Annotated in this window: 22 protein-coding genes; 15 read left to right on the top strand and 7 right to left on the bottom strand. The window is 72.2% G+C overall.

The features are described from left to right. Positions 1-26 precede the first annotated feature (26 nt). On the bottom strand, positions 27-1001 hold the full coding sequence (locus AC507J_RS24920) for a GlxA family transcriptional regulator (RefSeq protein WP_496291620.1): 975 nt from the start codon (positions 999-1001) through the stop codon (positions 27-29). A gap of 19 nt (positions 1002-1020) precedes the next feature. Between AC507J_RS24920 and AC507J_RS24915 the strand changes: the two genes are divergently transcribed. Continuing rightward, a complete protein-coding gene (locus AC507J_RS24915; RefSeq protein ID WP_496291624.1) occupies positions 1021-2373 on the top strand; it encodes an MFS transporter in 1353 nt (450 codons plus the stop codon). A 64-nt stretch (positions 2374-2437) separates the two neighbouring features. Here AC507J_RS24915 and AC507J_RS24910 read toward each other — a convergent pair whose 3' ends face one another. Next, positions 2438-3127, bottom strand: a complete 690-nt coding sequence (locus AC507J_RS24910; protein WP_496291619.1) for an RICIN domain-containing protein — start codon at positions 3125-3127, stop codon at positions 2438-2440. A 127-nt stretch (positions 3128-3254) separates the two neighbouring features. Here AC507J_RS24910 and AC507J_RS24905 point away from each other — a divergent pair, with 127 nt between their 5' ends. From AC507J_RS24905 to AC507J_RS24860, 10 genes are all read left to right on the top strand, one after another. Beyond that, positions 3255-4637 carry an FAD-binding oxidoreductase gene (locus AC507J_RS24905; RefSeq protein ID WP_496291618.1) on the top strand — a complete coding sequence of 461 codons (1383 nt, stop codon included), beginning with the start codon at positions 3255-3257 and terminating at the stop codon, positions 4635-4637. Further along, positions 4634-5974, top strand: a complete 1341-nt coding sequence (locus tag AC507J_RS24900) for a class I SAM-dependent methyltransferase (protein ID WP_496291617.1) — start codon at positions 4634-4636, stop codon at positions 5972-5974. Before AC507J_RS24905 ends, AC507J_RS24900 begins: the two co-directional genes overlap by 4 nt. Positions 5975-6071: 97 nt before the next feature. Continuing rightward, entirely contained in the window at positions 6072-6629 is a 558-nt protein-coding gene (locus tag AC507J_RS24895) for a helix-turn-helix domain-containing protein (protein WP_496291616.1), read from the top strand. Continuing rightward, positions 6622-7488 (top strand): SRPBCC family protein, encoded by an 867-nt coding sequence (locus AC507J_RS24890; RefSeq protein ID WP_496291615.1) that lies wholly within the window; start codon positions 6622-6624, stop codon positions 7486-7488. Before AC507J_RS24895 ends, AC507J_RS24890 begins: the two co-directional genes overlap by 8 nt. Positions 7489-7743: 255 nt before the next feature. After that, entirely contained in the window at positions 7744-9117 is a 1374-nt protein-coding gene (locus tag AC507J_RS24885; RefSeq protein WP_496291614.1) for an MFS transporter, read from the top strand. Continuing rightward, entirely contained in the window at positions 9114-10250 is a 1137-nt protein-coding gene (locus tag AC507J_RS24880) for a hypothetical protein (protein ID WP_496291613.1), read from the top strand. The genes AC507J_RS24885 and AC507J_RS24880 overlap by 4 nt, the downstream gene beginning before the upstream one ends. A 67-nt stretch (positions 10251-10317) precedes the next feature. Further along, a complete protein-coding gene (locus tag AC507J_RS24875; RefSeq protein WP_496291612.1) occupies positions 10318-11832 on the top strand; it encodes a hypothetical protein in 1515 nt (504 codons plus the stop codon). A 164-nt stretch (positions 11833-11996) separates the two neighbouring features. Continuing rightward, positions 11997-14324 carry a putative bifunctional diguanylate cyclase/phosphodiesterase gene (locus tag AC507J_RS24870; RefSeq protein WP_496291611.1) on the top strand — a complete coding sequence of 776 codons (2328 nt, stop codon included), beginning with the start codon at positions 11997-11999 and terminating at the stop codon, positions 14322-14324. A 38-nt stretch (positions 14325-14362) separates the two neighbouring features. Beyond that, positions 14363-15121, top strand: a complete 759-nt coding sequence (locus AC507J_RS24865) for a MerR family transcriptional regulator (RefSeq protein WP_496291610.1) — start codon at positions 14363-14365, stop codon at positions 15119-15121. A gap of 136 nt (positions 15122-15257) precedes the next feature. Continuing rightward, entirely contained in the window at positions 15258-15542 is a 285-nt protein-coding gene (locus AC507J_RS24860; RefSeq protein WP_496291609.1) for a putative quinol monooxygenase, read from the top strand. 95 nt (positions 15543-15637) lie between these two features. On the opposite strand, the gene AC507J_RS24855 is transcribed toward AC507J_RS24860, so the two are convergent. Then, the gene (locus tag AC507J_RS24855; protein WP_496291608.1) at positions 15638-16459 is read right to left on the bottom strand and encodes a hypothetical protein; all 822 of its coding nucleotides are present in this window, start codon (positions 16457-16459) and stop codon (positions 15638-15640) included. Positions 16460-16711: 252 nt separating this feature from the next. Between AC507J_RS24855 and AC507J_RS24850 the strand changes: the two genes are divergently transcribed. After that, a complete protein-coding gene (locus tag AC507J_RS24850; RefSeq protein WP_496291607.1) occupies positions 16712-17917 on the top strand; it encodes a hypothetical protein in 1206 nt (401 codons plus the stop codon). 54 nt (positions 17918-17971) lie between these two features. On the opposite strand, the gene AC507J_RS24845 is transcribed toward AC507J_RS24850, so the two are convergent. Beyond that, positions 17972-18337 (bottom strand): VOC family protein, encoded by a 366-nt coding sequence (locus AC507J_RS24845; RefSeq protein WP_496291606.1) that lies wholly within the window; start codon positions 18335-18337, stop codon positions 17972-17974. Between the two features lie 275 nt (positions 18338-18612). Here AC507J_RS24845 and AC507J_RS24840 point away from each other — a divergent pair, with 275 nt between their 5' ends. Further along, a complete protein-coding gene (locus AC507J_RS24840; RefSeq protein WP_496291605.1) occupies positions 18613-19593 on the top strand; it encodes a hypothetical protein in 981 nt (326 codons plus the stop codon). Between the two features lie 53 nt (positions 19594-19646). Here the strand turns inward: AC507J_RS24840 and AC507J_RS24835 are convergent, their stop codons facing one another. Continuing rightward, positions 19647-20099: a MarR family winged helix-turn-helix transcriptional regulator gene (locus AC507J_RS24835; RefSeq protein ID WP_496291604.1), complete on the bottom strand. Its 453-nt coding sequence runs from the start codon at positions 20097-20099 to the stop codon at positions 19647-19649. Positions 20100-20151: 52 nt separating this feature from the next. Between AC507J_RS24835 and AC507J_RS24830 the strand changes: the two genes are divergently transcribed. Continuing rightward, positions 20152-21384: a multidrug effflux MFS transporter gene (locus tag AC507J_RS24830; RefSeq protein WP_496291603.1), complete on the top strand. Its 1233-nt coding sequence runs from the start codon at positions 20152-20154 to the stop codon at positions 21382-21384. An 87-nt stretch (positions 21385-21471) separates the two neighbouring features. Here AC507J_RS24830 and AC507J_RS24825 read toward each other — a convergent pair whose 3' ends face one another. Both AC507J_RS24825 and AC507J_RS24820 read right to left on the bottom strand, forming a co-directional pair. Further along, the gene (locus AC507J_RS24825; protein WP_496291602.1) at positions 21472-21825 is read right to left on the bottom strand and encodes a nitroreductase/quinone reductase family protein; all 354 of its coding nucleotides are present in this window, start codon (positions 21823-21825) and stop codon (positions 21472-21474) included. Between the two features lie 266 nt (positions 21826-22091). Then, positions 22092-24263, bottom strand: a complete 2172-nt coding sequence (locus AC507J_RS24820; protein WP_496291601.1) for a peptidase M6 immune inhibitor A — start codon at positions 24261-24263, stop codon at positions 22092-22094. 226 nt (positions 24264-24489) lie between these two features. Here AC507J_RS24820 and AC507J_RS24815 point away from each other — a divergent pair, with 226 nt between their 5' ends. Beyond that, a complete protein-coding gene (locus AC507J_RS24815) occupies positions 24490-24969 on the top strand; it encodes a cupin domain-containing protein (protein ID WP_496291600.1) in 480 nt (159 codons plus the stop codon). Positions 24970-25024 lie beyond the last annotated feature (55 nt).

Here is a 25024-nt window from a genome sequence, read left to right as displayed (position 1 = left end):
AGGGGGCCCTTCCTATACCGCAGGCGTTAACAAGGGGCCCTTCCTTTGAAGGTCCGCCGGTAGGCGGAGGGTGCCACGCCGATGCGCTGATGCAGTTGCTGCCGCAGTGCCGCGGCGCTGCCGAAGCCGCTGCGGCGGGCGATCTGGTCGATGCTCAACTCGGTGCTCTCCAGCAGGAGGCGGGCGTGCTCGGTGCGCTCGCGCAGCAGCCACTGGGCCGGGCTGAGCCCGGTCTCAGCCCGGAATCGCCTGGTGAACGTGCGTACGCTCATCCGCGCCTGCCCGGCGAGGTCGCGCAGGCTGACCGGCTCGTGCAGCCGCTGGCGGGCCCACTCCCGGGCGACGGCGGTGCTGGTGTCCGGTGCCTGCGGCACCGGGCGTTCGATGTACTGGGCCTGTCCACCGTCCCGCCAGGGTGGCATCACGCACCGGCGGGCGGACTGGTTTGCGACCTGGCTGCCGTGGTCGGTGCGGACCACGTGCAGGCACAGGTCGATCCCGGCGGCGACCCCGGCGGAGGTGAGCAACTGGCCTTCGGCGACGAAGAGCACGTCGGGGTCGAGTTCGACGTCCGGATACAGCCGGCGGAAGCTTTCCGTGTACGCCCAGTGGGTGGTGGCCCGGCGGCCGTCCAGCAGCCCGGCGGCGGCCAGCACGAACGCCCCGGTGCAGATGGACATGATCCGCACACCCCGGTCGTACGCGGCGCGCAGCGCCTCGGTCACCTCGGGCTCGATCGCGTCGTGGCGCTGCGTCGCCTCGCCGTTCACCCCGGGCACGATGATCGTGTCGGCTCCCGCCAGCAGTTCCAGCCCGTGATCGGGCAGCACCTGAAAGCCGGCCGTGCTGCGTACCGGCCGGCCGCCGGGGGTGCAGGTGTCGACCGTGTAGAAGTGCCGGTCGTCGGCGTCCCGGGCGGTGCGGAACACCTGGGAGGGGGTGCCCAGGTCGAGGCCGACCACCTGGTCGACGGCGAGGACGGCGATCCGGTGCGGCGTCATGGCCCGATTATTGCGCAGGCTGGCCATCGGGCCACTCGCGCACCCGGCCGGTCGGTCCCAGACTCAGCTGGTGAAGAGAGCTGTCCGTCTGCACCCTGCCTGGATCGTCGCCGCGGTCGCCTTCGTGGCGCTGGTCGGCGCCGCAGGTTTCCGGGCCACCCCCGCGGTGCTGCTGCACCCGCTGCACGCCGAGTTCCGCTGGCCACTGGCCACCATCTCGGCGGCCGTCTCGGTGAACCTGCTGCTCTACGGGTTGACCGCGCCGTTCGCCGCCGCGTTGATGGACCGGTTCGGCATCCGCCGGGTGGTCTGCGTCGCCCTGCTGCTGGTCGCCGCCGGCAGCGGGCTGACCGTCTTCATGACGGCGAGCTGGCAACTCATCGCCTGCTGGGGTGTGCTGGTCGGGCTGGGCACCGGTTCGATGGCGCTGGCCTTCGTGGCGACCGTGACCGGGCGCTGGTTCGTCCATCGCCGAGGTCTGGTCACCGGCGTGCTGACCGCCGGTGGGGCAGCCGGTCAACTGGTCTTCCTGCCGCTGCTGGCGATGCTGGTCGGCGCGTACGGCTGGCGGGCGGCGGCGCTTGTCGTCGCCGGGTCGGCACTGTTGGTCGTACCGCTTGTGCTGCGGCTGCTGCGCGAGTACCCGGCGGATCTCGGGCTGCCCCCGTACGGCGGGGACGAGGTGGTCGTACCGCCGGAGCCGGCCGGCGGGGCCGCCACCCGGGCGGTACGCGCGCTGGCCGCCGCCGCACGCACCCGGCCGTTCTGGCTGCTCGCCGCCGGCTTCGCGATCTGCGGCGCGACCACCAACGGCCTGGTCGGTACGCACTTCGTGCCGGCCGCGCACGACCACGGGATGCCGCAGACCACGGCGGCCAGCCTGCTGGCGCTGGTCGGCCTCTTCGACATCGTCGGTACGATCGCCTCCGGCTGGCTCACCGACCGGTTCGACCCCCGGCTGCTGCTCGGCGCGTACTACGCGCTGCGTGGCGGGTCGCTGTTGCTGCTGCCCGGCCTCTTCGCGGCCACCACCGAGCCGAGCATGCTGGTCTTTATCATCTTCTACGGCTTGGACTGGGTGGCCACCGTACCGCCGACCGTGGCGCTGTGCCGGGAGTACTTCGGCACCTCCGGCGCGGTGGTCTTCGGCTGGGTATTCGCCTCGCACCAGTTCGGCGCGGCGGTGGCGGCGACCGGGGCGGGACTGGTCCGCGACCAGCTCGGCACCTACAACCTGGCCTGGTACGTGGCGGGCTCGTTGTCCGTGGGGGCGGCCGTGCTGTCGCTGATGCTGCTGCGTCGGCGCGGCACCAGCTTCACCGAGCCGGCCCCGGTCGTCGCCGCGCCGAGAGCCTGGAGCTACCGCGGCTGAGCACGCTTCTCTGTGTTAATAAGGGGCCCTTCCTCTACACCAGGCGTTAACAGGGGGCCCTTCCTTACAAGCGCCAGCGTTGGGCGGGGTTGCCGTCGCAGGGGGCCTGGACGACGTCGTCGCCGGGAGCGGTGCCGCCGTCGCGGACCTGCGCGCACTTGCCACTGTGCACGGCCACCAGCAGCATCGTGCCGTCGCCGGCGGCCTGGAGGCGCCACTGCTGGTTGCCCTCGCCGTGGCAGCGGAACTGCTGCAACCGGGCGCCGTCGTCGGTGCTGACGCCCTCGACGTCGAGGCACTGGTTGTACGCGGAGTTGGTCAGCGTCACCGTGTCCGGGCCGAACGGGTTGACCACCCACTGCTGCTCCGGCCCGCCGTTGCACGCGGCGAGTTCGGCGCCGGACCCCTCGCCGTCGCCGTCGAGGCCGAGGCAGAGCCCCGATCCGACCCCGTTGAACACCTTCGGGCCGGTGAGCGGGTCGGGGGTGGGGCTGGGTGTCGGGGACGGTTCGGGCTCCGACGTGGTGGGCAGGGGCTCGTCCTCCGTCGGGCTCGGCTCGACCGGCGACGGGCTGCCGGCCGCCGTGCCCGGGGTCGGTGCCGCCGCCGGATCGCCGCCGCCCAGTACACCGGTGGCGAAGAGCCCGCCGGCGAGGACGCCGAGCAGCCCGACCGCCAGTGCCGCCCACAGCACCGGGTCCCGGGGCAGTCCGGAACGGCGTGTGCCGTAGACGGTCCCATCGCTTTCCGACATGCCGGCATCCTGGCCCATCGCGGCCGGCGTCGGTCAGCCGCCCCCCGGTCAGGTGATCACAGACGAAACGCGAGAAGTCTTCGCTGGAGGTCCCACAATGGTCGGGGGTGGCGCGTAAAGTGAGCGCATGCGCGCCCTGCGTGATCATGAGCTGGCAGTGACCCAGCTACGACGGTCGTACGCGGCGGTGCCGTCGGGCCAGCCCGTGCGGTTGGCCAAGCGCACCTCCAACCTGTTCCGCCCGCGCAGTGCGCCGCGCACCGCCGGGCTCGACGTCAGCGGGCTCGGCGGGGTGCTGGCCGTCGACCCGGCCACCCGCACCGCCGAGGTGCAGGGCATGTGCACCTACGAGCGGCTGGTGGACGCGACCCTCGCGCACGGCCTGATGCCGCTTGTGGTGCCGCAGCTGCGCACCATCACTCTCGGCGGGGCGGTCACCGGGCTGGGCATCGAGTCGACCTCGTTCCGCAACGGCCTGCCGCACGAGTCGGTTGTCGAGCTGGACGTGCTCACCGGTGCCGGTGAGGTGGTCACCGCCCGCCCCGAGGGTGAGCATGCCGACCTCTTCGCCGCCTTTCCGAACTCGCTCGGCAGCCTCGGCTACGCCACCCGGCTGCGCATCGAGTTGCAACCGGTCCGGCGGCACGTGGCGCTGCGCAACCTGCGGTTCAGCAGCCTGACCGAGCTGACCGCCGCGATCGGCGAGATCGCCGCCACCCGCGCCTGGGCCGGGCAGGGCGTCGACGCGATGGACGGGGTGATGTTCAGCCCCGACGAGGCGTACCTCGTGCTCGGGACCTTCACCGACGACGCGGGCGAGCTTTCCGACTACACCGGCCAGGACATCTACTACCGCTCGTTGCGCAGCCGATCCCGGGACGCGCTGCGGGCCTACGACTACCTCTGGCGCTGGGACACCGACTGGTTCTGGTGTTCGGCCGCGTTCGGCGTGCAGCACCCGGTGGTGCGGCGGTTGTGGCCGGCGCGGTGGCGGCGCAGCGACGTCTACCACCGGATCGTCCGGCTGGAGCACCGGCACCAGGTGGCGGCCCGGATCGACAGGTGGCGCGGCCAGCCGGCCCGGGAGCGGGTCGTGCAGGACGTGGAGATCCCGTTGGAGCGCACGGCGGATTTCCTGCACTGGTTCGCCCGGCGGGTGGGGATGACGCCTGTGTGGTTGTGCCCGCTGCGGCTGCGCGAGCCGGCGGGCGAGGGATCGGCCCGGTCCTGGCCGCTCTATCCGCTCCGGCCGGGGCAGGACTACGTCAACATCGGGTTCTGGGGGAGCGTGCCGATCGCCGAGGGCGCCGCCGACGGCGACGTCAACCGGGAGATCGAGCACGCGGTGTCGGGGGCCGGCGGGCACAAGTCGCTCTACTCCGACGCGTACTACGACCGGGAATCGTTCGACCGGCTCTACGGCGGCGAGACGTGGCGCGCCGTGCGGGACCGGTACGACCCGGAACATCGGCTCACCGGACTGTACGAGAAGGCGGTTGCACGCGCATGAGCCTGACCGATCGAAACCAGGGAGCGGCCGGCGCTCCCGCCACGCCACCGCCGGGGGACCGGCGGCGTGGACCGACCGTGGCGGACGTCGTCCGGGCGGTGACCTCGGGTCCCCTGCCGGTACGCGTCACCGGGTACGACGGCAGCAGCATCGGCCCGGCCGACGCCGGGATCAGTTTGGTAATCCGGTCCGAGCGAGGGCTGTCGTACCTGCTCACCGCCCCAGGTGACCTGGGCATGGCGCGGGCGTACATAAGCGGGGACCTGGCCCTGGGGGGAGTGCACCCGGGCGACCCGTACGAGGCGCTGCGGGTGCTCAGCGGGCTGCGGGTCCGCCCGCCGGCGCTGGCCGAGGGGCTGGCGCTGGTGCGTGGGCTGGGCTGGGAGCGGCTGCTCCCGCCGCCGGCGCCGCCGCAGGAGGCGCTGCCCCGCTGGAAGCGGATCGTGGGCGGGCTGCGGCACTCGCGGCTCCGCGACAGCAGCGCCATCTCGCACCACTACGACGTGTCGAACGCCTTCTACGAGAAGGTGCTCGGGCCGTCGATGACGTACACCTGCGCGCTGTTCCGCAGCCCGGAGGAGACCCTGGAGCAGGCCCAGGCGGCCAAGTACGACCTGGTCGCCGGCAAGCTCGCGCTGCGGCCGGGGATGCGGCTGCTCGATGTGGGTTGCGGGTGGGGCGGCATGGTCCGGCACGCCGCGCGCGAGTACGGCGTCAAGGCGCTCGGGGTGACCCTGTCCCGGGCGCAGGCGCAGTGGGCGCAGGCGGCGATCGAGCGCGAGGGGCTGACCGGGTTGGCCGAGGTGCGGCACATGGACTACCGCGACGCGCCCCGGGAGCAGTTCGACGCGGTCTCCTCGATCGGGTTGACCGAGCACATCGGAGTGCGCAACTACCCGGGCTACTTCGGCTTCCTGCGGGACCGGCTGAGCCCCGGGGGCCGGCTGCTCAACCACTGCATCACCCGGGCCGACAACCGGGCGCCGCACCGCTCCGGGGCGTTCATCGACCGCTACGTCTTCCCCGACGGTGAGCTTGCCGGTCCGGGGCGGGTGATCAGCGAGATCCACGACGCCGGCCTGGAGGTGCACCATGAGGAGAACCTCCGCCAGCACTACGCGTTGACGCTTGCCGGCTGGTGCCGCAATCTCGTGCGGCACTGGGACTTCTGCGTCTCGGAGGTGGGCACCGGCACCGCCCGGGTCTGGGGGCTCTACATGGCCGGCTCGCGGCTGGCGTTCGAGCGCAACGGCATCCAACTGCACCAGGTGCTGGCCACCCGGAACGGCCCGGAGGCGGTCAACGGCTACCCGCTGCGCCCGGACTGGCTGCCCTGATCCAGCTGAGCTGACGAAGGCCGCGCCGGGTTCGCCGGCGCGGCCTTCGTCGCCCCTATTGACAAACAATTTTTGTACGTACAAACTTGTTTTTGCCATGAGAGATGTCCTGTACCTGGAGCAGATCGAGCAGGCCGAGGTGCTGCTCAAGCCGCAGCGCGTGGAGATTCTGCGCCAGCTGGCCGAGCCGCGAACCTGCACCGAGGTGGCCACCCGCCTGGAGCAGACGCCGCAGCGCGTCTACTACCACGTCAAGCAACTCGTCGCGGCCGGGCTGGTCGAGCAGGTCGACCAGCGCAAGGTCCGTGGCATCACCGAGGGCATCTACCAGGCCGTCGCCCGGTCGTACTGGCTCTCGCCCCGCCTGGTGGGGCGGATCGGGCTGCGCCGGGCCCGCGACGAGCTGAGCCTTGGCTACCTGCTGGACCTGATGGAGGAGGTCCAGGCCGACGTCGCCGCCCTGGACCGCACCGCGCCGGAGCTGCCCTCGATCGGCGTCTCCGGCGAGATCCGCGTACCGGCCGAGCGCCGGCAGGAGTTCCTGCACGACCTGCAGTCCGCGCTGCAGGAGCTGTTCACCCGCTACGGCGGCGCCGAAGGTGACGCCTTCAAACTCGCCGTGGCCTGCTACCCGAAAGGGACCAACCGTGACTGAGCCCATGATCATCCTGACCCGCCTCGCCGCGCCGATCGCGCGGGTGCGCCAGGCCCTGACCGATCCCGCCGAGCTGCGCATCTGGCTGGCCGAGCACGCCGAGGTCGACCTGCCGAAACGGTACGAGTTCTGGGGCCGCCACACGCCCGAGGGTGACGCCCCGCACCAGCGGCTGCTGCACGCCGACGACAACGGGCTGAGCTTCGCCTGGCTGCTTGACGGCGTGGAGACCACCACCGAGATCACCCTGCGCGCTGACGGGCCGGACGCCACCGTGCTGCGGCTGTCGCAGACCCACTTCGACTTCAACGACGTGGTGAACGGCACCAGCATCCGGGGCGTCCTCCAGACCTACTGGTACCTGACCACCGCCAACCTCGAGGCGCACCTGGCCGGCAAACCGCTGCTGCCGAAGGTGGACTTCACCAGCTCCGACCTGCGGGGCGAGCTGGAGATCGCCACCCCGGCCGACAAGGTCTGGGAGTCCCTCACCGACTCCGAGCAGGCGAGCGCCTGGTTCGGTAACCCGATCGGGATCGAGCCCTGGGTCGGCGGTCGGTACGCCATGGGCGGCTTCGACAGCGGCTTCGCCGCCAAGGTGGTCGAGCTGGAGCCCGGTCGCCGGATGTCCGTCGACTGGGGACCGTCCGGCATCACCAGCTGGGAGCTGGTTGAGTCGCAGGGGAGGACCAGGCTGACCTTCGTGCAGAGCGGCTTCGACGAGCAGAACCCGCCGTACGCGGCCTGGGGCGGGTGGCTGTCCGGGCTGGCCGAGCTGCGCCGCTTCCACGAGGTCCCGGACTGGCAGCCGATCTGGCTGCCAGAGGAGGCTCCGGCCACCGCCGACGCGACCAGTTGAGCCCAAGCCCGACCCGGCGGGGCCGGGGCCCGGTCACCCGATGACCGCGCTCCGGTCCCGCTGTCATGGTTCAACCGGATGTCGGCCGGGTACTGGCGGGCGATGCTCCTCCTCTGCGGGCCGACCGCGCGTCGGGTCGGGCTGCCCCGCGCCCCCTGGAACCGCTCCGGCCGCCGCTGATCCCGCCGATGACCTGGGCTGACGGCGTCAGTAGCGGCGACTACGCTGGGACGGCTGTCGGAACGGGGAGATTTCTTGCGCAACCACCCGGTGATCGTGCTGGTCGCCGTCCTGCTGTCCACCCTTGCCCTGCCGGTCTCGCTTACCGGCGCGGCGGTCGCCCTACCGGACATCGGCCGGGATCTCGACGCCGGGCTGGCCGCCGTGCAATGGGTGATCAACGGGTACAACGCCACCTTCGCCAGCTTCATGCTCGCCGCCGGCGCGCTGGCCGACCTGTTCGGCAGGCGCCGGGTCTTCGCGATCGGCCTGTCCATCTTCGCCGGAGGCGGCCTGCTCGCCGTGGTCGCCGACGACATCCTGCTCTTCGATGTGCTCCGCGCGCTGGCCGGTGTCGGTGCCGCCGCCGCGGCGACCAGCGCCGCCGCGATCCTCGCCGGGACCTTCCACGGCGCGGCCCGCACCCGCGCGTTCAGTGCCTTCGGTACGACGATCGGCGCCGGTCTGGCCTTCGGTCCGTCGATCTCGGGGCTGCTCATCGAGTTGCTCGGCTGGCGGGCGGTTTTCGCCGTGCCGGCGATCGCCGCGCTGCTGGTGCTGGCCCTGGTGCCGTTGCTGCCCGAGTCCCGCCCCTCGGGTGCCGGGCGGGTCGACTGGCCCGGCACCGTGTCGTTCACGGCCGCCCTGCTGCTGCTCATCTTCGGTTTCGTGCAGGGACCCGAGTTCGGCTGGGCCGATCCGCGGATCGTCGGCGCGTTCGCGGCCGTACCGGTGCTGCTGGTGTTCTTCGTCCGGGTGCAGCGTCGCCGGGCCGATCCGATGTTCGACCTGAGCCTGCTGGCGAACCCCCAGTTCGTCGGCATCTGCCTGGCGGCGGCCATCATCGTCGCCGTGCTGGTGCCGCTGCTGGTCTACCTGCCGTCGTACTTCACCACGGTGCTCGGGCTGACGCCCGGTGCGGCCGGCGTCACGCTGCTCCTGCTCACCGCCCCCACCGTGGTGCTGCCGCTGCTCGGCGGCGCGCTGACCCGGGTGGTGCCGGCGACCCTGGTGATCGTCGTGTCAGTGGCGGTGGTGGCGGTCGGTGCCGCCTGGGCGACCGTGCTCGGTCCGGAGGTCGGCACCGCCACGCTGGCCGGACCGCTGCTGAGCATCGGCGTCGGGGTGGGACTCTCGATCGGCCTGCTGGACGCCCTGGCCATCGGCAGTGTCGCGGCGAACCGGGCGGCCACCGGCGCCGGGATGATCAACACGTCCCGGCTGGCCAGCGAGACCATCGCCATCGCGGTGGTCGGGGCGGTGCTGGCCAGCACGACCGCCGGCCGCCTCGCCGACCCGGGATTCACCGACGGGCTGCGTACCGTGCTGTGGTCGATGGCGGCGGTCGCCACGGTCGCCGTGGTGTCCACTGCCATGCTGCTCCGGCGCGGCTATCGTGGCCAGTCGTGACGAGCAGCGAAGAGCGACTGGCCGCGATCCGGGGCGGCGTACCGCCGCGACGGCACAACGCCCGCACGATCGCGGCGTTGACCGGCAACCCGGGCTGCAACCGCCGGGCGATCCTGGACGGTGCCGGGGTGGACAAGCCGCTGCTGGCCGAGCGGATCGGCTTCCCCGCCCGGTTCGGGCAGTCCCGGTTCGCCATCACCCGGGGTAACGCGTTCGAGGCGCAGGTGAAGGCCGACGGCGGGGCCGAGCTGCTGCGGCTGGTCGCCGAGCGGCTCGGCGTACCGCTGCCGGCGACGGCGAGCTGGACGGACCTCGGCGCCGGCGAGGACGTCGCCGGCCGGCAGCGGCGCTCGGCCACCCTGCTGGCCGCCGCTCTCGCCGCCGACACCGAGGCGGCGACGAGCGCCGACCGGGAGCCGGCGGTCGGTGCGGAGGCGGCGCTCTTCGACCATCCGCTGCTCGGACTGGACGTGGCCGGGCGGCGGGTGTACCTCGAACCGGACCTGGTCGCCGCGCGGCTGGGCGGGCGGTTCCACGTGGTGGAGATCAAGTCGTTCGCCGTGGTCGACGGGCAGGCCGACCCGGCCAAGCTGGCCGCCGCGGCGGTGCAGTCCGCCGTCTACGTGCTGGCCCTGCGGGAACTGCTCGCGGCGCAGGGCCACGACCCGCGGCTGGTGTCGCACGAGGTGGTGCTGGTCTGCCCGGCCGACTTCACCAACCAACCGGTGGCGCACCTGCTCGACGTCCGCAAGCAACTGCTCGTGGTACGCCGACAGCTAGACCGGATGGACCGGGTCGACGCGCTGCTCGCCGCCGTACCGGCCGACTTCACCGCCGCCCCGACGGTCGACGCGTCCACCCTGGTCGGCTCGCTGACCCGGGTGCCGGCCCGCTACACGCCGGACTGTCTGGACAGCTGCGAACTGGCGTACTTCTGCCGGCACGAGGCGCGGGGGCAGACCGGCACGCTCGGCCGCCCGGTCCGCGAGGCGCTCGGCGGCATCGCCGAGGTCGATGAGGTCCTGGCGCTGGCCGGCGGGGACCGCCAGGTCGACCCGGAACGAGCGGAGGCCGCCGCGCTGCTCCGCACCGCCGCCCGCCTCCGCGCCGACGCCCTCGGTCACGGCGCATGAGCGAGCGAATCATCGGGCTCAGTGTGGTGGTGCCTCAGGGCGGCACGCAGCGCAGCGGAGGGTCGACATGAGTACGCTGCGGGCGCTCGCGGCGGCGCAGGCGGTGGCGGCCGGAGTGGCCCAGCCGGTGACCACCGTGCGTCACCTGCACCTGTCGACGCGACCGCTGGTGCTGGTGCCGTTGGCGCTGGCCGGGGAGGTGAACGCCCCGCTGGCGGCGATTGTCGGTTCGGCGCCGGGCGAGGGACGGCTGCTGATCGTGCCGCAGCCACGCAACCGGGACCAGCGGTTCGCCTTCGTCGCCGAGCTGGCCGGGGTCGTGTTGCCGTACGTCGAGGGTCACCGCACCGCCACCGAGGCGATCTCCGTCGACCGGGGGCGCGACGTGCGCCTGCGGTACCTGGACGCACCGCAGGTGCTGGTGCCGAACCCGGCCGGGGTGAACTTCCTGCGGCTGTTGGGGCGTGCCACCCGGTTCCGCCGGGTCGACGGTGAGTATCCGGTGCCGCCGACGGTTCCGCTGCTGGGCCGGTGGCTGACCTTCCTCGCCGAGCGGGCCGAGCAGCCGGGCTCGTCGACGCTTGTGGCGATGACGCAGGCGTTGACGCTGCACTGGGCGACCGGGCAGAGCGCGGTGGAGGACCTGCACCTGCCGGCGCTGCTCGGCTGGATCGCGCCGCCGGCCGGGCTGACCGGTGCCGAGGCCGCCGCCCGCGCCGAGGACCCGACTGTCTGCCCGCCGGCCGGACCGGCCACCGATCCCGAGTTCGACAACCGGTCGCTCGCACCGGCGATCGAGGCGTACGCCGCCGCCGGGGACGACGAGGCGGCCCGGGTCGAGGCGTACGCGGAGCTGGAGCGGCTGCTGCGCGACCAGCTGACGCCAACCTGGGAGCTGATGTGGCGCGGCGTGGGGTTGCTGCGGGCCCTGCCGCCGGGTGCGCGGGTGGCCGGTCGTTGGGACGGTGACCGGGACGCCTTCACCGCACACGCCGAGCACGTCGACGGCGGCGGTGCGCCACAACCCCGCCGGGACGGTGCGGTTGCCGCCGCCGCCCGGCTGCACCGCCTGGAACGGGCCGCGACGACCTACGCCGTGCAGCGCGCCTACGACGATCCACTTGTGATGGCGGAGTACCGGCTGACCGGGGAGGCGTTCGTCGGCGAGGTGGTGCTGGCCGATCCGGCGCGGGTCGACGAGAGCGGTCGGCGGCCGGTGCTGCGCCCGCGCATCCAGCTGCTGACCACCGACCCGGTGCTGGTGCCGGTGGGGGCGAGCCTGTTCAGCCCGGCCCGGCCGGGACAGAAGGCGCGGGTGGTCTTCGTGACTCCGGCCGCCGAGGGAAAGACCGAGGTGGTGCTGGAACTCTCCGGCGGGATGGGCCGGGGGTTGACCGCCACACCCGGCAGCGTGCCCGAGGTGGGGGAGCGGCTCTGCTACACCTCGCTGAGCGAGGCGTACGTGCCGGGCGGGACGTTCCCGGCGGTGGAGGAGACACCGTGGACGCACGGCGGCCCACCCGGGCCGGCACCCGTCGCCGACGCAGGCTCGGATGAGGTGTCCGGCGAGGAGTGGGGGTAGCCGGTCCGTCGATGTATGTGGATCGACGAATGGTCCGTCGGGCTGTGGAGTCGGGCCGGACGGCCCTGGCAGAACGGTTGTGCCCGTGGCTAGGCTTTCGAGGTTTGCCAGGACCGGGCCTCGCCGTCGAGGATGCGGTACGAGAGAGAGCCGGAGCGATCGCGGTGTCGCGAGAGGACGTCGAGCAGGCTGCTGTGCGGTCGCCCGAGCCGAAACGGGCCGGTCGGGCGGGGCTGCTCGGGGTCGGCGCGGTCATCGCCGTCGAGACGCTCTGGCTGACGCTGGGCCTGCCCGGGAAGGAACTGGTAAGCGACCTCGGTTCGGTGACGGTGGCGGCCTGGGCCGGAGCGGCCTGTGTCGGCGCGTCCCGGCGGCATCCGGCGCCACTGCGCCGGTTCTGGTTGCTGCTCGCGGCCACCCTGGCCCTCGCGGCGGCCGGGCGGGCACTCTGGACGGTGCATCGGCTGCTCGGCGAGAACCTGCCGCACACGCTGCCGGTCGGGCTGCTCTTCGCGGCCAGCCTGGTCACCGGCACCGCGGCCATCCTCTGCTCGGTCACCGCGCCGCGCACCCGGGTCGGGCGGGCCCGGACCCTGCTCGACGGGGTGATCGTCGGGCTGGCGCTGATCCCGGTCGGCTGGGTGCTCATCTTCAACACCGTCACCATGGCGGACCTCGACGAGCCGTTGCGCACCGCCGGGCTGCTCTACCCGATGTTCGACCTGATGCAGCTGACCATCCTGGTCGTGGTGATCGGTCCCGGCCGGCCGGTGTGGCCTGGGTTGACGCTGCTGGCCGCGAGCCTCTCCATCCGCGCGGTGGCCGACACGATCTACGTCTCCTGGGTGGCCGCGGGCACCTACCAGCTCGGCACGCCGATCGACGTGCTCTGGCCGGTGAGCTACCTGCTGATCGGCGTGGCCACCCGGCTGCCCGCGCCGACGCACTTCGACCGCCCGGACGAGGCCGGCGAACTGCCGCTGCCGCCGTGGTGGCGGGTGGCACTGCCGTACCTGCCGGTGGGTGGGGCGATCGTGGCGACCCTGCTGGCCCGCGAACCCGACGGACACACCCCGCTGCCGGTGTTCCTGACGATGATGGCGCTGCTGGCGGCGCTGGCGCTGCGGCAGAGCCTGGCGGCAAACGAGAATCTGCGCCTGGTCGCCCGGCTGCGGCAGCTCGCCTACGTCGACCAACTCACCGGGCTGCCCAACCGGTTGGCGTTCACCCGCCGACTGCGATCGGCCCTGCGCGGGGCGAAACCGGTCGCCGTACTGCTGCTGGACCTCGACGGGTTCAAGCAGGTCAACGACCGGTTCGGGCACACCACCGGAGACACGTTGCTGACCGGGCTGTCCCGCCGGATGCGCCGGGCGGTCGCCGACGACGGCATGATCGCCCGGATCGGCGGTGACGAGTTCGCCGTGCTGGTCACCGGCGATCGATCGGCCGCGCCGGAGCGCCTGGCGGAGCGGCTGCTGGCGGCGCTGCACCCGTCGGCCGGCGAGGAGGTCGTCGGGGTGCACCCGTCGGCGAGCATCGGCATCGCCGAGTACGGGCCGCAGCACATCTCCTACACCGACCTGCTGCGCGACGCGGACATCGCGATGTACGCGGCGAAGGCGGCCGGAAAGTCGGCGTACCGGCGGTGCACGCCGACGCTACGCGAGTCGGCGGTGGGTCGGGCGGAACTGATCGCCGACCTGCGCCGGGCGGTCGACGAGGGGCAGTTGCACCTGGAGTTCCAGCCGATCGTGGACCTGGCCACCGGGGCGGTACGCAGCGCGGAGGCCCTGGTCCGCTGGCGGCATCCGCAGCTGGGCATGCTCAGCCCGGCCCGGTTCCTGCCGCTGGCCGAGGAGACCGGGCTGATCCTGCCGATCGACCGGTGGGTGATCCACGAGGCGTGCCGGGCGGCAGCGACCTGGCAGGACCGCATTCCCGCCGCGACGGTGGCGGTGAACATCGCCGCGTCGCACCTGCGCCGGCCGGATCTGATCGCCACGGTCACCGAGGCCACCGCCGGAGCGGGGCTGGCGCCGCGGGCGTTGACCCTGGAGCTGACCGAGTCGGCGCTGATCGAGGGGAGCGACGCGGTGCTCGACCGGCTGAGCCAGCTGCGGGAGCTGGGCATCCGGATCGCCATCGACGACTTCGGCACCGGGTACTCGTCGCTGAGCTACCTGCACCGGATCCCGGCGACCGAGCTGAAGATCGACCGGTCGTTCGTGGCCCGGATCCCCGAGGACACCCGGGCGTACGCGACTGTGGAGATGGTGACCCGGCTGGCCGGGGCGTTCGACCTGGCCGTGGTGGCCGAGGGGGTGGAGACCGACCGGCAGCACGACGCGGTCGCCGCCATCGGCTGCGTACAGGGGCAGGGCTACCGGTACGGGCGACCGGCCGCGCTGGGTGAGTTGCGTACCGTCCTGGCCCAACGCCGCCCGCCCGGGGTGACCGGCATCGCAGAATCGGGGTTGACCCTCACGTAACGGCAGGCGGGATCGTGGTTTCCGGAAGGGAGGGAACCATGGCGTACACGGTGGGTCAGGTGGCGCAGCTGGCCGGCGTGACGGTCCGGACGCTGCACCACTACGACGGGATCGGATTGCTCTCGCCGAGCGGGCGCACGGCTGCCGGCTACCGCCGCTACGACGACGCGGACCTGGCCCGGTTGCAGCTGATCCGGTACTACCGCGAGTTGGGGTTCCCGTTGGAGCAGATCGCCGAGATCCTCGACGACCCGGCGAGTGACCAGGACGTGCACCTGCGCCGCCAGCACGAACTGCTGACGGTACGGATCAAGCGGTTGCAGGAGATGGTCGCGGCGATCGAGTTCGCGATGGAGGCGAGCAAGGTGAACATCCGACTGACCCCGCAGGAGCGGTTCGAGGTTTTCGGTGACTTCGACCCGGAGGCGCATGCCGAGGAGGCGGAGCAGCGCTGGGGCGGCACCGACGAGTACCGGGAGTCGAACCGGCGGGTGTCGAGCTACACCGGGCAGGACTGGCAGCGCATGAAGGGTGAGACCGAGGATTGGGGGCGGCGCATCGTCGCCCTGATGGCTTCGGGCGCGCCGGCCGACGGTCCGGCGGCGATGGAGTTGGCCGAGGAGCACCGGCAGCACATCAGCAGGTGGTTCTACGAGTGCTCGTACGAGATCCACACCGGGCTGGCCGACATGTACCTGGCCGACGAGCGGTTCCTGGCGCACTACGAGGCGATGGCGCCGGGGCTGGGCGCGTACCTGCACGAGGCGATCCACGCCAACGCGATCACCCGCGCGTGACGACGGTACGGGGTGGACCGCTCGGCCCACCCCGTACCGGCTCGGCCCACCCCGTACCGGAGATCACGGGATTGGGAATGTCGGGGCGGGAGAGTATGACTGGCGTGTTCGACTTTCTGATCTCCGGAGGTCCGTCTTGTTGATCGTCGCCGGCACGCTCTACGTCGACCCCGCCGAGCGGGACGACTACCTGGCCACCTGCGCCGAGATCGTCCGCCAGGCGCGCGAGGCGCCCGGCTGCGTCGACTTCGCCATCAGCCCCGACCTGGTCGAGCCGGGGCGGATCAACGTCTACGAGCGGTGGGAGTCCGAGGATCAGTTGCTGGACTTCCGCGGCTCCGGGCCGGAGCCCGAGCAGCGGGTGGCGTTGGTCGGCGCCGAGGTGCACAAGTTCCAGATCAGCGCGGTCGAGTCGCCCTGAGGCATGCCGGGACTGCTGCCGGGGGAGGGGCGAGGGCCGGTATCGGGGAGGGCGGGGCCGGGCAGGTCGGGGAGGAAACCCGCCCGGCCCCGCGGTCAGCGGCCGGGAGGGTTCGGCGTAGCCGCCGGAACGCGTCCCGTAGGTGCAGCGGGACCGGTCCCGGTCGGGACGCCACCCGGCCGCCTGGTGGCCGGCGCGTCGGGCCGGCTGGTCGGTGTGCCGCCACCGGTGGCGGGCGTGGGCCGGAGGCTGGGTCGGCCGACACCGGCCGGGGCGTCCGAGGGGCGGCCGGTGTCGGTCGCAGCGATGTCCGTGCAGTAACCCGCCACCTGGTCGACGCCACCGGCCGCCTCGACCAGTTCGGCGAAGGCCGGGTTCTCCAGCGTCCTGCCGCGGTTGTCGGCGGGCCCGGCCGCGTACGCCCGGCAGAGCCCCACAAGCGACGGTGCCGGGCTGCCGGCCGGGTCGGTCGACGCGTTCGGGCGCGTCGGGGGGCCGCCCGAGGTCGCCGGGGAGGTGGGATCGTGGCTGGCCGGGGCATGGTTGGCCGGTGGGTCGCTGGCCAGGGGTGTGGCCGGGCCGACCAGCGGGTTGGGCAGCGCGCCGGTGCCGGCGGCCAGTGCCACACCGCCGAGCCCGGCGGCGACGACGGCGGCGACCTTGACGGTGAGTAGCTCCGCCAGGGCGATCCTGAGCCCGGATCCGCTGCGTCGTCGAGGCCTGGGGGCGAGATCGGCAGCGGCCACGAATGCCGCCAGGGCCGCCTGTTCCCCGGCCAGCTCGTCGGGCTGGACCGGTCCACGTACGGCGCGCAGTGGCACGGCGAGCCGACCGGCCCGGCTCAGGGCGACGGGGTCGCCGTCCAGCAGCCGTTCGGCGGTGTTGCGGTCCATTCGTCGAGGTGACGGTTTGCTCATCTGGTGTTCCTGGCGTTGTCCGGTGCTCTCGACTGATTGGCGCGCCAGATGCCGGTTATGTCACAGCCGTCGCCAGACAGGTGGACCGGGAGACAGGTGATGGTGGCAAAACCACCATCCCGTCCTTTTTAATCCACCGATCGGGTAATTCGTCCCTAGTTGGCCGTGCCATCGCGGTGCTCGACGCCGTTAACACTGTGACACCCCATCTGGTGGCCTGCGGTTGGTGGCATGCGCGGCGAAGGAGTCGGCGTGGCAAGGACTGATTCGACGGGTTCGACATGGCGGTACCGGTGGGCGCGCCGGCAGAACGAGCGCCGGCTGCGGCTGTTCCGCAGCGACGAGGAAGCCTGGCGGCGACGCGACGAGGAACTCCGCCGCCTGCGTACGCTCGCCGAGCAGTGTCACGGCTCGGCCGCGGCCGGCAACGGCCTGCCGCTGGAGTTGACCCCGGACGAGAGCGTGCTGCGGGTGGTGCCGGCCGCACAACTGGTGGAGGTACGGCACACCGCCGTGCTGCCCGCCCCCGATCTGGCCGTGGGCCCGTCGACCAACCGGCTGCGGCACCGGCTGCCCGACGGGGTCCGGGTCACCGACGCCGGGATGGCGGTGATCACCAACCGGCGGCTGGTGCTGCTCGGCGGTCGAGGCCGGCGGGACTGGGCGTACGGGCGGATGACCGGCCTGGCCCACGACCCGCAGACGCCGGTCACGCTGATCCAGGTGCTGGATCGGCGGCGCACCTCGGGGGTGCTGCTGCCCGCCGACGCGGCGGCCGAGTTCCGGTTCGTGCTCACGCTGGCCTTCGCCGACGCGATCGAGCAGCGGGACGTCGTCATCGCCCAACTCGACGAGCTGACCGCTGAACACGCCGATGCCCGCCCGTCGCGGCCGGGCATCGCCACGCCCGGCCAGGCCCGGTTGTCGGCGTTGATTCCCGGTGGCCGGCGAACCGCGGTGGTCGCCGCCGGGCTGGCCGTGACGGTGCCGCTCGTGCTCGCCAACGTCGGCCCGTCGGGCCCGACCGGCCGGGAGACCGCGGTCGCCGCCATTCCCGCGACCGCGGTGACCAGCGCCGAGGGACCGGCCACGAGCACGTCGAAGCAGCCGGCCACGAGCGCCCCCGCCGGAGCGGCCACGGGCACCTCGAAGGAGCCGGCGGCACGCAGGCCGGATGCGCCCCGCGCCAACGGTGACGCCACGGCGCAGCCGGCCGCCGGCTCGACCACCGAGCCCCGCTGCGGTGCGCCCGCCAACCCGTTCGGTTACGGCTTCTGCGCCGGCGACAAGATCCGCGAGCCCGCCCGCGAGGTGTGCGACCACTTCGACTGCGTGCCCGGCTTCTGGGACGGCCGGGGCTACCTGGTGGAGTGCGCGAACGGCAAGGTCAGCCTCGCCGGTGGCAGCTCCCGGGCCTGCGGCCGGCACGGCGGCGTCCGCCGCACCCTGCTGGCCTGACCGGCGGACAGGAACCCGGGCAGACCTCCCGACTGGCTCACCCGGCGGGCGGGTTCACTCGGGTGCGTGGCAGACCGCCTCGACGTTGTTGCCGTCCGGGTCGCGGACGAACGCGCCGAAGTAGCTGGCGTGGTATTCCGGCCAGACCCGGGGTGCGTGCAGCACCTGCGCACCCGCCGCCACCGCCGCGTCGTGGAAGGCCTGCACCGCCGCCCGGTCGGGAGCGGTGAAGGCGATGTGACTCTCCCGTTCGGACACCTCACCGCCCGGGCTGAGCCAGAAGTCGGGACTGCTGTCGCCGTAGCCGACGGCCTCGGGATATTGCAGCATCCGCCGGGCGCCGAGGGTGGCGAGGACGGCGTCGTAAAAGGCGATGCTGGCGTCGAGGTCACGGACCTGGATGCCGAGATGGTCGAGCATCTGCTGTCTCCGTCAAGGGCGGGTGGATGAAACTCGGACGTGTGCTGACGCTAGGGCCGGGGTGTGACAGAAACGGCGGGACGCACGTCACCCGGTAGGTCGTTGCCGGGGTTAATCGGGCCTGGTCTGATGGGCGGTCATGGGAGTCGCCGATCGTCCGGCGTGGTGGTCGCGGGCTGTCGGTTGGCCGACTCGACGGCCCGCAACCCGTTCCGGTGTCTACGGGTGTCTTCGGTACGGCGCGGCAGCAGGCCGCGTCATCACGGGAGGACACCATGCAGAATCTGCTCAGCCGACCGCTGGCCGGTGCGCTCGCCGCCACGGCACTGACCCTCGTCGGGGCGGTGGCGACCGCTGCACCGGCCGCCGCGAGCCCCGCTGCCACCGGTCCGGCCGTCGCTGCGCCCGGGGCCCGGGCCTCGGTGCAGGCGGGACGCCTGATCCTCGACCCGACCGATCGCGGCTACCGGGGCACGCTGCCGGTCGCCGTCACCAACCGGGGCAGCGCACCGACCAGCTTCAGCCTGAACATCCTGGAGCCGGTGGCCGGCTCGTTCCGCACCGCCGGCCCGGACGCGCCCTGCCTGCCGTACGACGACCTGGTCGATGGCCGGCGGACCTTCGACTGCTCGCCGCCGCTCTACCTGCAACCGGGCGAGACGCGGCAGGCTTTCCTGACCTTCGAGGTCCTCACCACCGTCCGCTCGTACCCGATGCGTGCCGGGCGGGGGACGATCGAGGCGACGGTCGCCGGGCAGCCGGCGGCGGCGGGCACGGACACCTTCGGGACGCTGTTCCGGTCGACGGAGGGGGAGTTGCGGCCGGCTCGGCGGTACACGCCGGACGCACAGGCCGATGCGTCGATCTCGGCGGACGGCGCGATCATGACCCGGGGAGCGGGTGGACGCTGGTTCGGCCGGGTGCCGGTGACGGTCCGCTGGTCCGGCGACGCCGCGCACGACAACCTCTGGGTCGGCGGGGTCACGCTGCCCAACGGCGTGCAGCTCTGGGCCACCGAGCCGGACAGTGGCCCGGCCGACTGGCTGGAGCACCTGGCGGTGCCCGGCGGGCGGTTCATGCCGGGCGAGCAGCGCAGCTTCACCCTGGTGGTCTCAGCACCGGCCGACAGGTCTGCGGCTGACCTCGGCGGCTCCGCCACTCTGGAGGTGGGCGCGAAGTTCTGGCCGGTTGGCGTGCTGCCGGAGGCGACGCCCGTCGACAACACGGTGACGGTCGAACTCGCCGCCATCGAGTAGCCCATCGCGATGCCAAGACTGAACAGCCGCCACGCAGCCTGCGCGGCGGCTGTTCAGCGTTGGGCGGCGGCTGCGGCAGCGCGGTCGGCCAGGCAGCGGAGCGCCGGCACGGCGACGAGCAGCCGCTCCCGGTCCCCGGCGTCCAACTCGGCCAACGCCGCAGCGAGCAGGTCCCGCCGGTGCTGCGAGTACTCGGCGATGCGCTCCCACGCCACCTCGGTCAGCCCCAGCCGCACGGTACGCCGGTCGGCCGGATCCCGTTCCCGGCTCAGCAGACCGGCCGTGGTCAGTTCGCGGACCAGGGTGCTCACCGTGTTCGCCGCCGTGCCGAGGCGTTCGGCGGCCTCCCGGACGCTGATTCCGGGCTGCCGTTGCACCAGCCGCAGCACCTCCACCTGCGCGTCCGGCAGGGCCACCCGACCCACCCGCTGGTTGGCCGTGCGGCGCAGCACCCGGTGCAGGTCGCCCACGGCGGTGCTGAGTTCGCCGAGCGTCTCGTCCGTCACAGTGCGACCCTTCCCAGCTGAATGCCTCTGTAGGCAGAGCTATTGTAACCGGATGCCGCAGACCGCCACGCCCTCCGCCGCCACGCCGGAGCGGGTCGCCGCACCCACCGGCCGGGCCGCCCTCGGGCTGCTGGTGCTGCTCGGCAGCCTCACCGCGATCGGGCCGCTGTCGCTTGACACCTACCTGCCGGCGCTGCCCGAGATGACCCGCGACCTGAGCGCCAGCCAGGCACAGATCCAGCTCTCCCTGACCACCTGCCTGGTCGGCATGGCCCTGGGGCAACTCGTCACCGGTCCGCTCAGCGACCGCTGGGGACGGCGCCGGCCGGTGCTGGTCGGCGTCGCCGCGTACGCCCTGTTGTCGCTGGTCTGCACGCTCGCGCCGACCGCGGAGACGCTCGCCGCGGCGCGCTTCTTCCAGGGCTTCGCCGGCGGCATGGGCACCGTCGTGGCCCGCGCCGTGGTCCGCGACCTCTACGCCGGCCGGGCCGCCGCGAAGTACTTCTCCCGGCTCGTGCTGGTCTTCGGCCTCGCCCCGATGGCCGCCCCCGCCCTCGGCAGCCTGCTGCTCGGATTCGGCGGCTGGCGTGGCATCTTCGTCGCCCTCACCGTCGTCGGCGCCCTGCTCGCCAGCGTCGTCGCGTGGCGGCTCCCCGAGACCCTGCCCGCCGCCCGGCGCAACACCGGTGGCCTGGCCGCCACCGCCGCCGCCGGCCGCGCGCTGCTCGCCGACCGCGGCTATCTCGGGTACGCGCTGACCCAGGGCCTCGCCTTCGCCGGGCTGTTCGGCTACCTCTCCGGCTCCTCGTTCGTCCTCCAGGACGTCTTCGGCCTCTCCGTCGGGACGTTCAGCCTCGTCTTCGGCGTCAACGCCCTCGCCTTCGTCGCCGTCGGCCAGCTCAACGCCCGGTTGCTCGACCGGCACGACCCGCGCCCACTGCTCATCGTCGGTCTCGGCATCGGGCTGGCCGCCGCACTCGGTCTGCTCGCCGGGGCGCTGCTGGACGTCCTGCCCCTGGTCATCGTCGCGCTCTTCGTCTTCCTCGGCTCGCTCGGCCTGGTGATGCCGAACGGCACCGCCCTGGCCCTGGACCGGCACGCCGCCCACGCCGGCACCGCAGCGGCCCTGCTCGGTGGCATCCAGGCCGCGGTCGCCGCCGGCGCCGCCCCCCTGGTCGGCCTCGGCGGGGAAGGCAGCGCGCTGCCGATGGCCGTGGTGGTGGTCGGCGCGGCGGCCGGGTCGCTGCTCATCGTGCTCACCCTGGCCCGCCCCGGCCACCCCTAGGCCCAGCCGCGTTGATCATGAGGTTAGCGGCAGTTTGAAGATCAACTAGTGCCGCTAACGTCATGATCGACGCGGGAAATGCGGGGGTTAGCCGAGGGGAACCTGGACGGCTACGTTGTGTTTCGGGTAGTACGACTCGACCTGGTCGGCGCCGTACTTGTCGCGGAACATCGCCACGATGTGGTTGACGCGGTCGGCCTCGGTGATCGGGGTGGCGCTGGAACTCAGTGACGTCCCGTTCGCGGCCAACTGGACCATCGGGGTCTGCCGGACGTTCTTGTACCACTCGCTGTCCGAGCCGGTCACCGGCACCAGGAAGATGTTGTCGTTCTCCTGCACGAACCACACCGGACGGGAGATCTGCCGCCCGGTCCGGCGGCCGGTCACGGTCAGCTCGACCTCCTGCACGCCCGCCAGGGCGGCACCGATCTCGTTGGTCACGGCGTCCTCCGACGGATCCGCGGTCATCTCCCTTCGCCAGGTTATGCAGCTGGGCAGGCGTACGGCGTCCCTTCGCCGCACCTTCCCCGAAAGGAGCCGAGCAGACGGGAGCCTTCGCAGCCCCGGTCCCGCCAGAGCGGCGTCGGCCCCGACAGCATCGACTGCACCGTGCAGCGCAACGTGCTCACCGTCCGCGCCGACAGGTCCGCAGACGAGGACTCCCGGCACCGCGGGTGCGGTGCCGGGAGTCCCGGGTCGGGCGTCGGTCAGCTCAGCGGAGCACCGCCGGGCTGGAGGACGTTGTTGACCTTCAGGGTGTACGGGGCGTACTGCGACTGCTGCTCGGTCGGCTCGTCGTAGGCGACGATGGCGACCACCTTCGGGAAGGCCAGCAGCGCCAGCGTCGGGGCCGCACCGAGGGTGAAGCTCGACTTGCCGTCGACCTCGTACTGGTAGGCGATCTTGTTCTTCTCGTCCAGGCCGACGAACCGGACGTTCCAGTTCGCCACCGGGACCGGGGAGATCTCCGACGGCGAGTCGAACGGCGCCAGGCTCGACCCGTCACTGACCAGCGTGCCGCCCACGGCGATGTCGTCGATCAGCAGGCCACCCTCGTTGACGCCACCGTCGCTTACGTACCGGAAGCTGAGCAGGATCTGCTGACCCGCGTACGCGGACAGGTCGAACGAGTGCGGCTCGAAGCCGTTGGTGGTGCCGTTGAGCGCCGGGCCGAGCGGACCGGTGACCGTCCTGTCACCGGCGATCGGGGTGTAGGTCTCGCCGCCGTCGGTGGAGACGCTTACATAGCCGTAGTCGTAGCCGGCCTCGGCGCCGTACTTCGCGAGGAAGGTAAGCGTCGGGTCGCTGGCCGGTACCGTCACCTCGGTGACCGCGGCGGCGTCGGTGCTGCTGGCGTTGCCGGACCAGAGCACCGAGTTGCCCGGACGGTCCGGGTCGTTGCCCACCGTCGTCCAGGCCAGCGGGATCGCCGGCAGCGTCTTGGCGCCCTGGAACTTGATCGAGCGCAGGTCGCCCCGGCCGAGCGGCTTGCCGTTGGCCTTGCGCAGCTGGACGTAGTCGGCGCCGTTGGGTGCCGCGCCCGGGGTCGCGTACGAGGCCGGGTTGTCCAGGTTGACGGTGGCGTTCAGGCTGGCCGTGGTGACCTTGCGCTTGTCCTTGCCGAGCATGATGCCGAGCTTGGAGTTGCCGACGACCCGGTCGACCAGGTTCATCGTCTGGTAGTCGTGGATCACGTCGTACATGTCCTTGACGCCCTCGGCCTTCAGCGCCGCCTCAAGGCTGGCCAACCCCTGGAGGTCGCCGTCGCGGTGCAGCCGGGAGATGAAGTCCAGGCCGTAGCGGTCGTAGAGGAAGAGTACGAACGAGTAGACGTTGCCGTAGTCGGCCAGCACGCCGCTTGCGTTGCTTCCCTCGTTCCAGAGGTTTATCGAGTTTTCCGGACCACCACAGTCCCGTGGATTGGTGTTGTAGTCCGTCTGCACGATGCCGAAGCCCTGGAAGCAGTAGATGTGGCCGTCCGCGCCGGGCTGGTCGACCCGGGCCCGCGCGTCGACGTAGCCGGCGAGCGTCTGGGCGAAGTCGGCGAGACCCTCGTTGAGCCAGACCGTCTCGAACGGGTCGGCGTAGTAGTGCGCCAGGTGCTGCCACTCGTGGATGAACGTGCCCTCGTACAGCTGCGGGCGGGCCGGGCGGCTGGTGCACAGGTCGTCGGTCGGCTCGTTCGGCGGGTTGGCGCCGGTGCGGTGCGCCCAGTCGTACGCGTCGATCGTCATGATGTTGCGGTCGAGCATCTCGTTGAAGTACGAGAAGTGGAACCCGGCGATGTAGCTCGGGAACGCCGGGAACTCGTAGAAGTTGTCGTCCCGGACGTTGTCGACAAGCGTGACGGTGCGGTTGCCGGCGCCGGTGAAGTCACCCGACAGGATCGCGTTGCTGCCGTCCCGGTCCGGCGGGGTGCTGAACGCGGCCACCGACTTCGGGTACATGTTCGTGTCGAACTCGTGGACCAGGTCCGCGACCTGCTGGTCGGTGACCGTCGTGGAGTTCGCGACCTGCCGGCGGCAGTCGCCCACCGGGAACTCGGTGTCGTTGGCGACCCACACCTCGATGTTGTCGCCCACGCCACGCAGCGTGAAATCCTTCAGGTAGACGATGCCCTGGTAGTCGTCGAGCGCCATCCACTGGCGTACGGTCCCGACCGGCGGGGTCTCCGCGGCGGCCTTTGCCTGCGAGCGTGCCTGGGCGCGGGGCTGATACTGGGTGACCGTCTCGATGGGCTTGCCGTTGAAGGTGAAGTCTTTCCGGGTGAGCTCGCGGACGTCGTTGGCGAGCCCGGTGGCCGGCGCGGGAGCGGGCTTCGCCGCCTCCGTGCTCGGAGCGGCCGACGCCGTGGCCGGTTGGGCGACGACGGAGAGCAAGGGTAGGACAATGGCGCTGGCTGCAATCCCCGCAATGCGGCGACGTGCCATGGAACCTCCTCGTCGATGGAAGACCCGGCCGACCACCGGACGAACCGGCGCCGACCGATCTACGCGCGCTGATCGAGCGTCTCCGTATCCTGTGCACGCAGACATCGATCAGGCAAGAGGTACGTCCCCCTGGATGCGCCCTGCCGCGTGCCGTGCCGAATGCGAAGGTGGTCAAATGTCCTATCCGGAACCCCGATACCTCGGCGACGGCGGCGAAATCAACGCGACGTACCGGCCGGCCGGGACCGCGCCCGAACTGACCTTCGCCAACGGCGGCGGCGCGCACTATCTGGCGACCGGTGCCGCCACCAACGGGCAGTTCGGCCTCTACCGCTGGGACATGGGCCCGACCCCGAGCGGCCCGGCGCCGCACTTCCACCGCTCCATCTCGGAATCGTTCTTCATCCTCGCCGGCTCGGTGCGGATTTTCGACGGCAACCGGTGGATCGACACGGTCCCGGGCGATTTCGTCCACGTGCCCGAGGGCGGCGTGCACGCATTCCGCAACGAGTCGGGAGAGCCCGCCTCCATGCTGTTGCACTTCGCGCCGGGAGCGCCTCGGGAAGGCTACTTCGAGGGGCTGGCCGGGTTGGCGGAAATGAGCGAGGAGGAGCGCACCGAGTTCTTCATCCGCCACGACACGTACTGGCTCTGACCGGACAGACGGGCGCCGGTCGCACCTGCGATCAGGTACGGCCGGCGCCTGCTGG

It is taken from the genome of Micromonospora sp. PRAS1, assembly GCF_059553435.1.
Note: the sequence above shows the minus strand (reverse complement) of the source record. Positions and strands in the feature narration are given on the sequence as shown.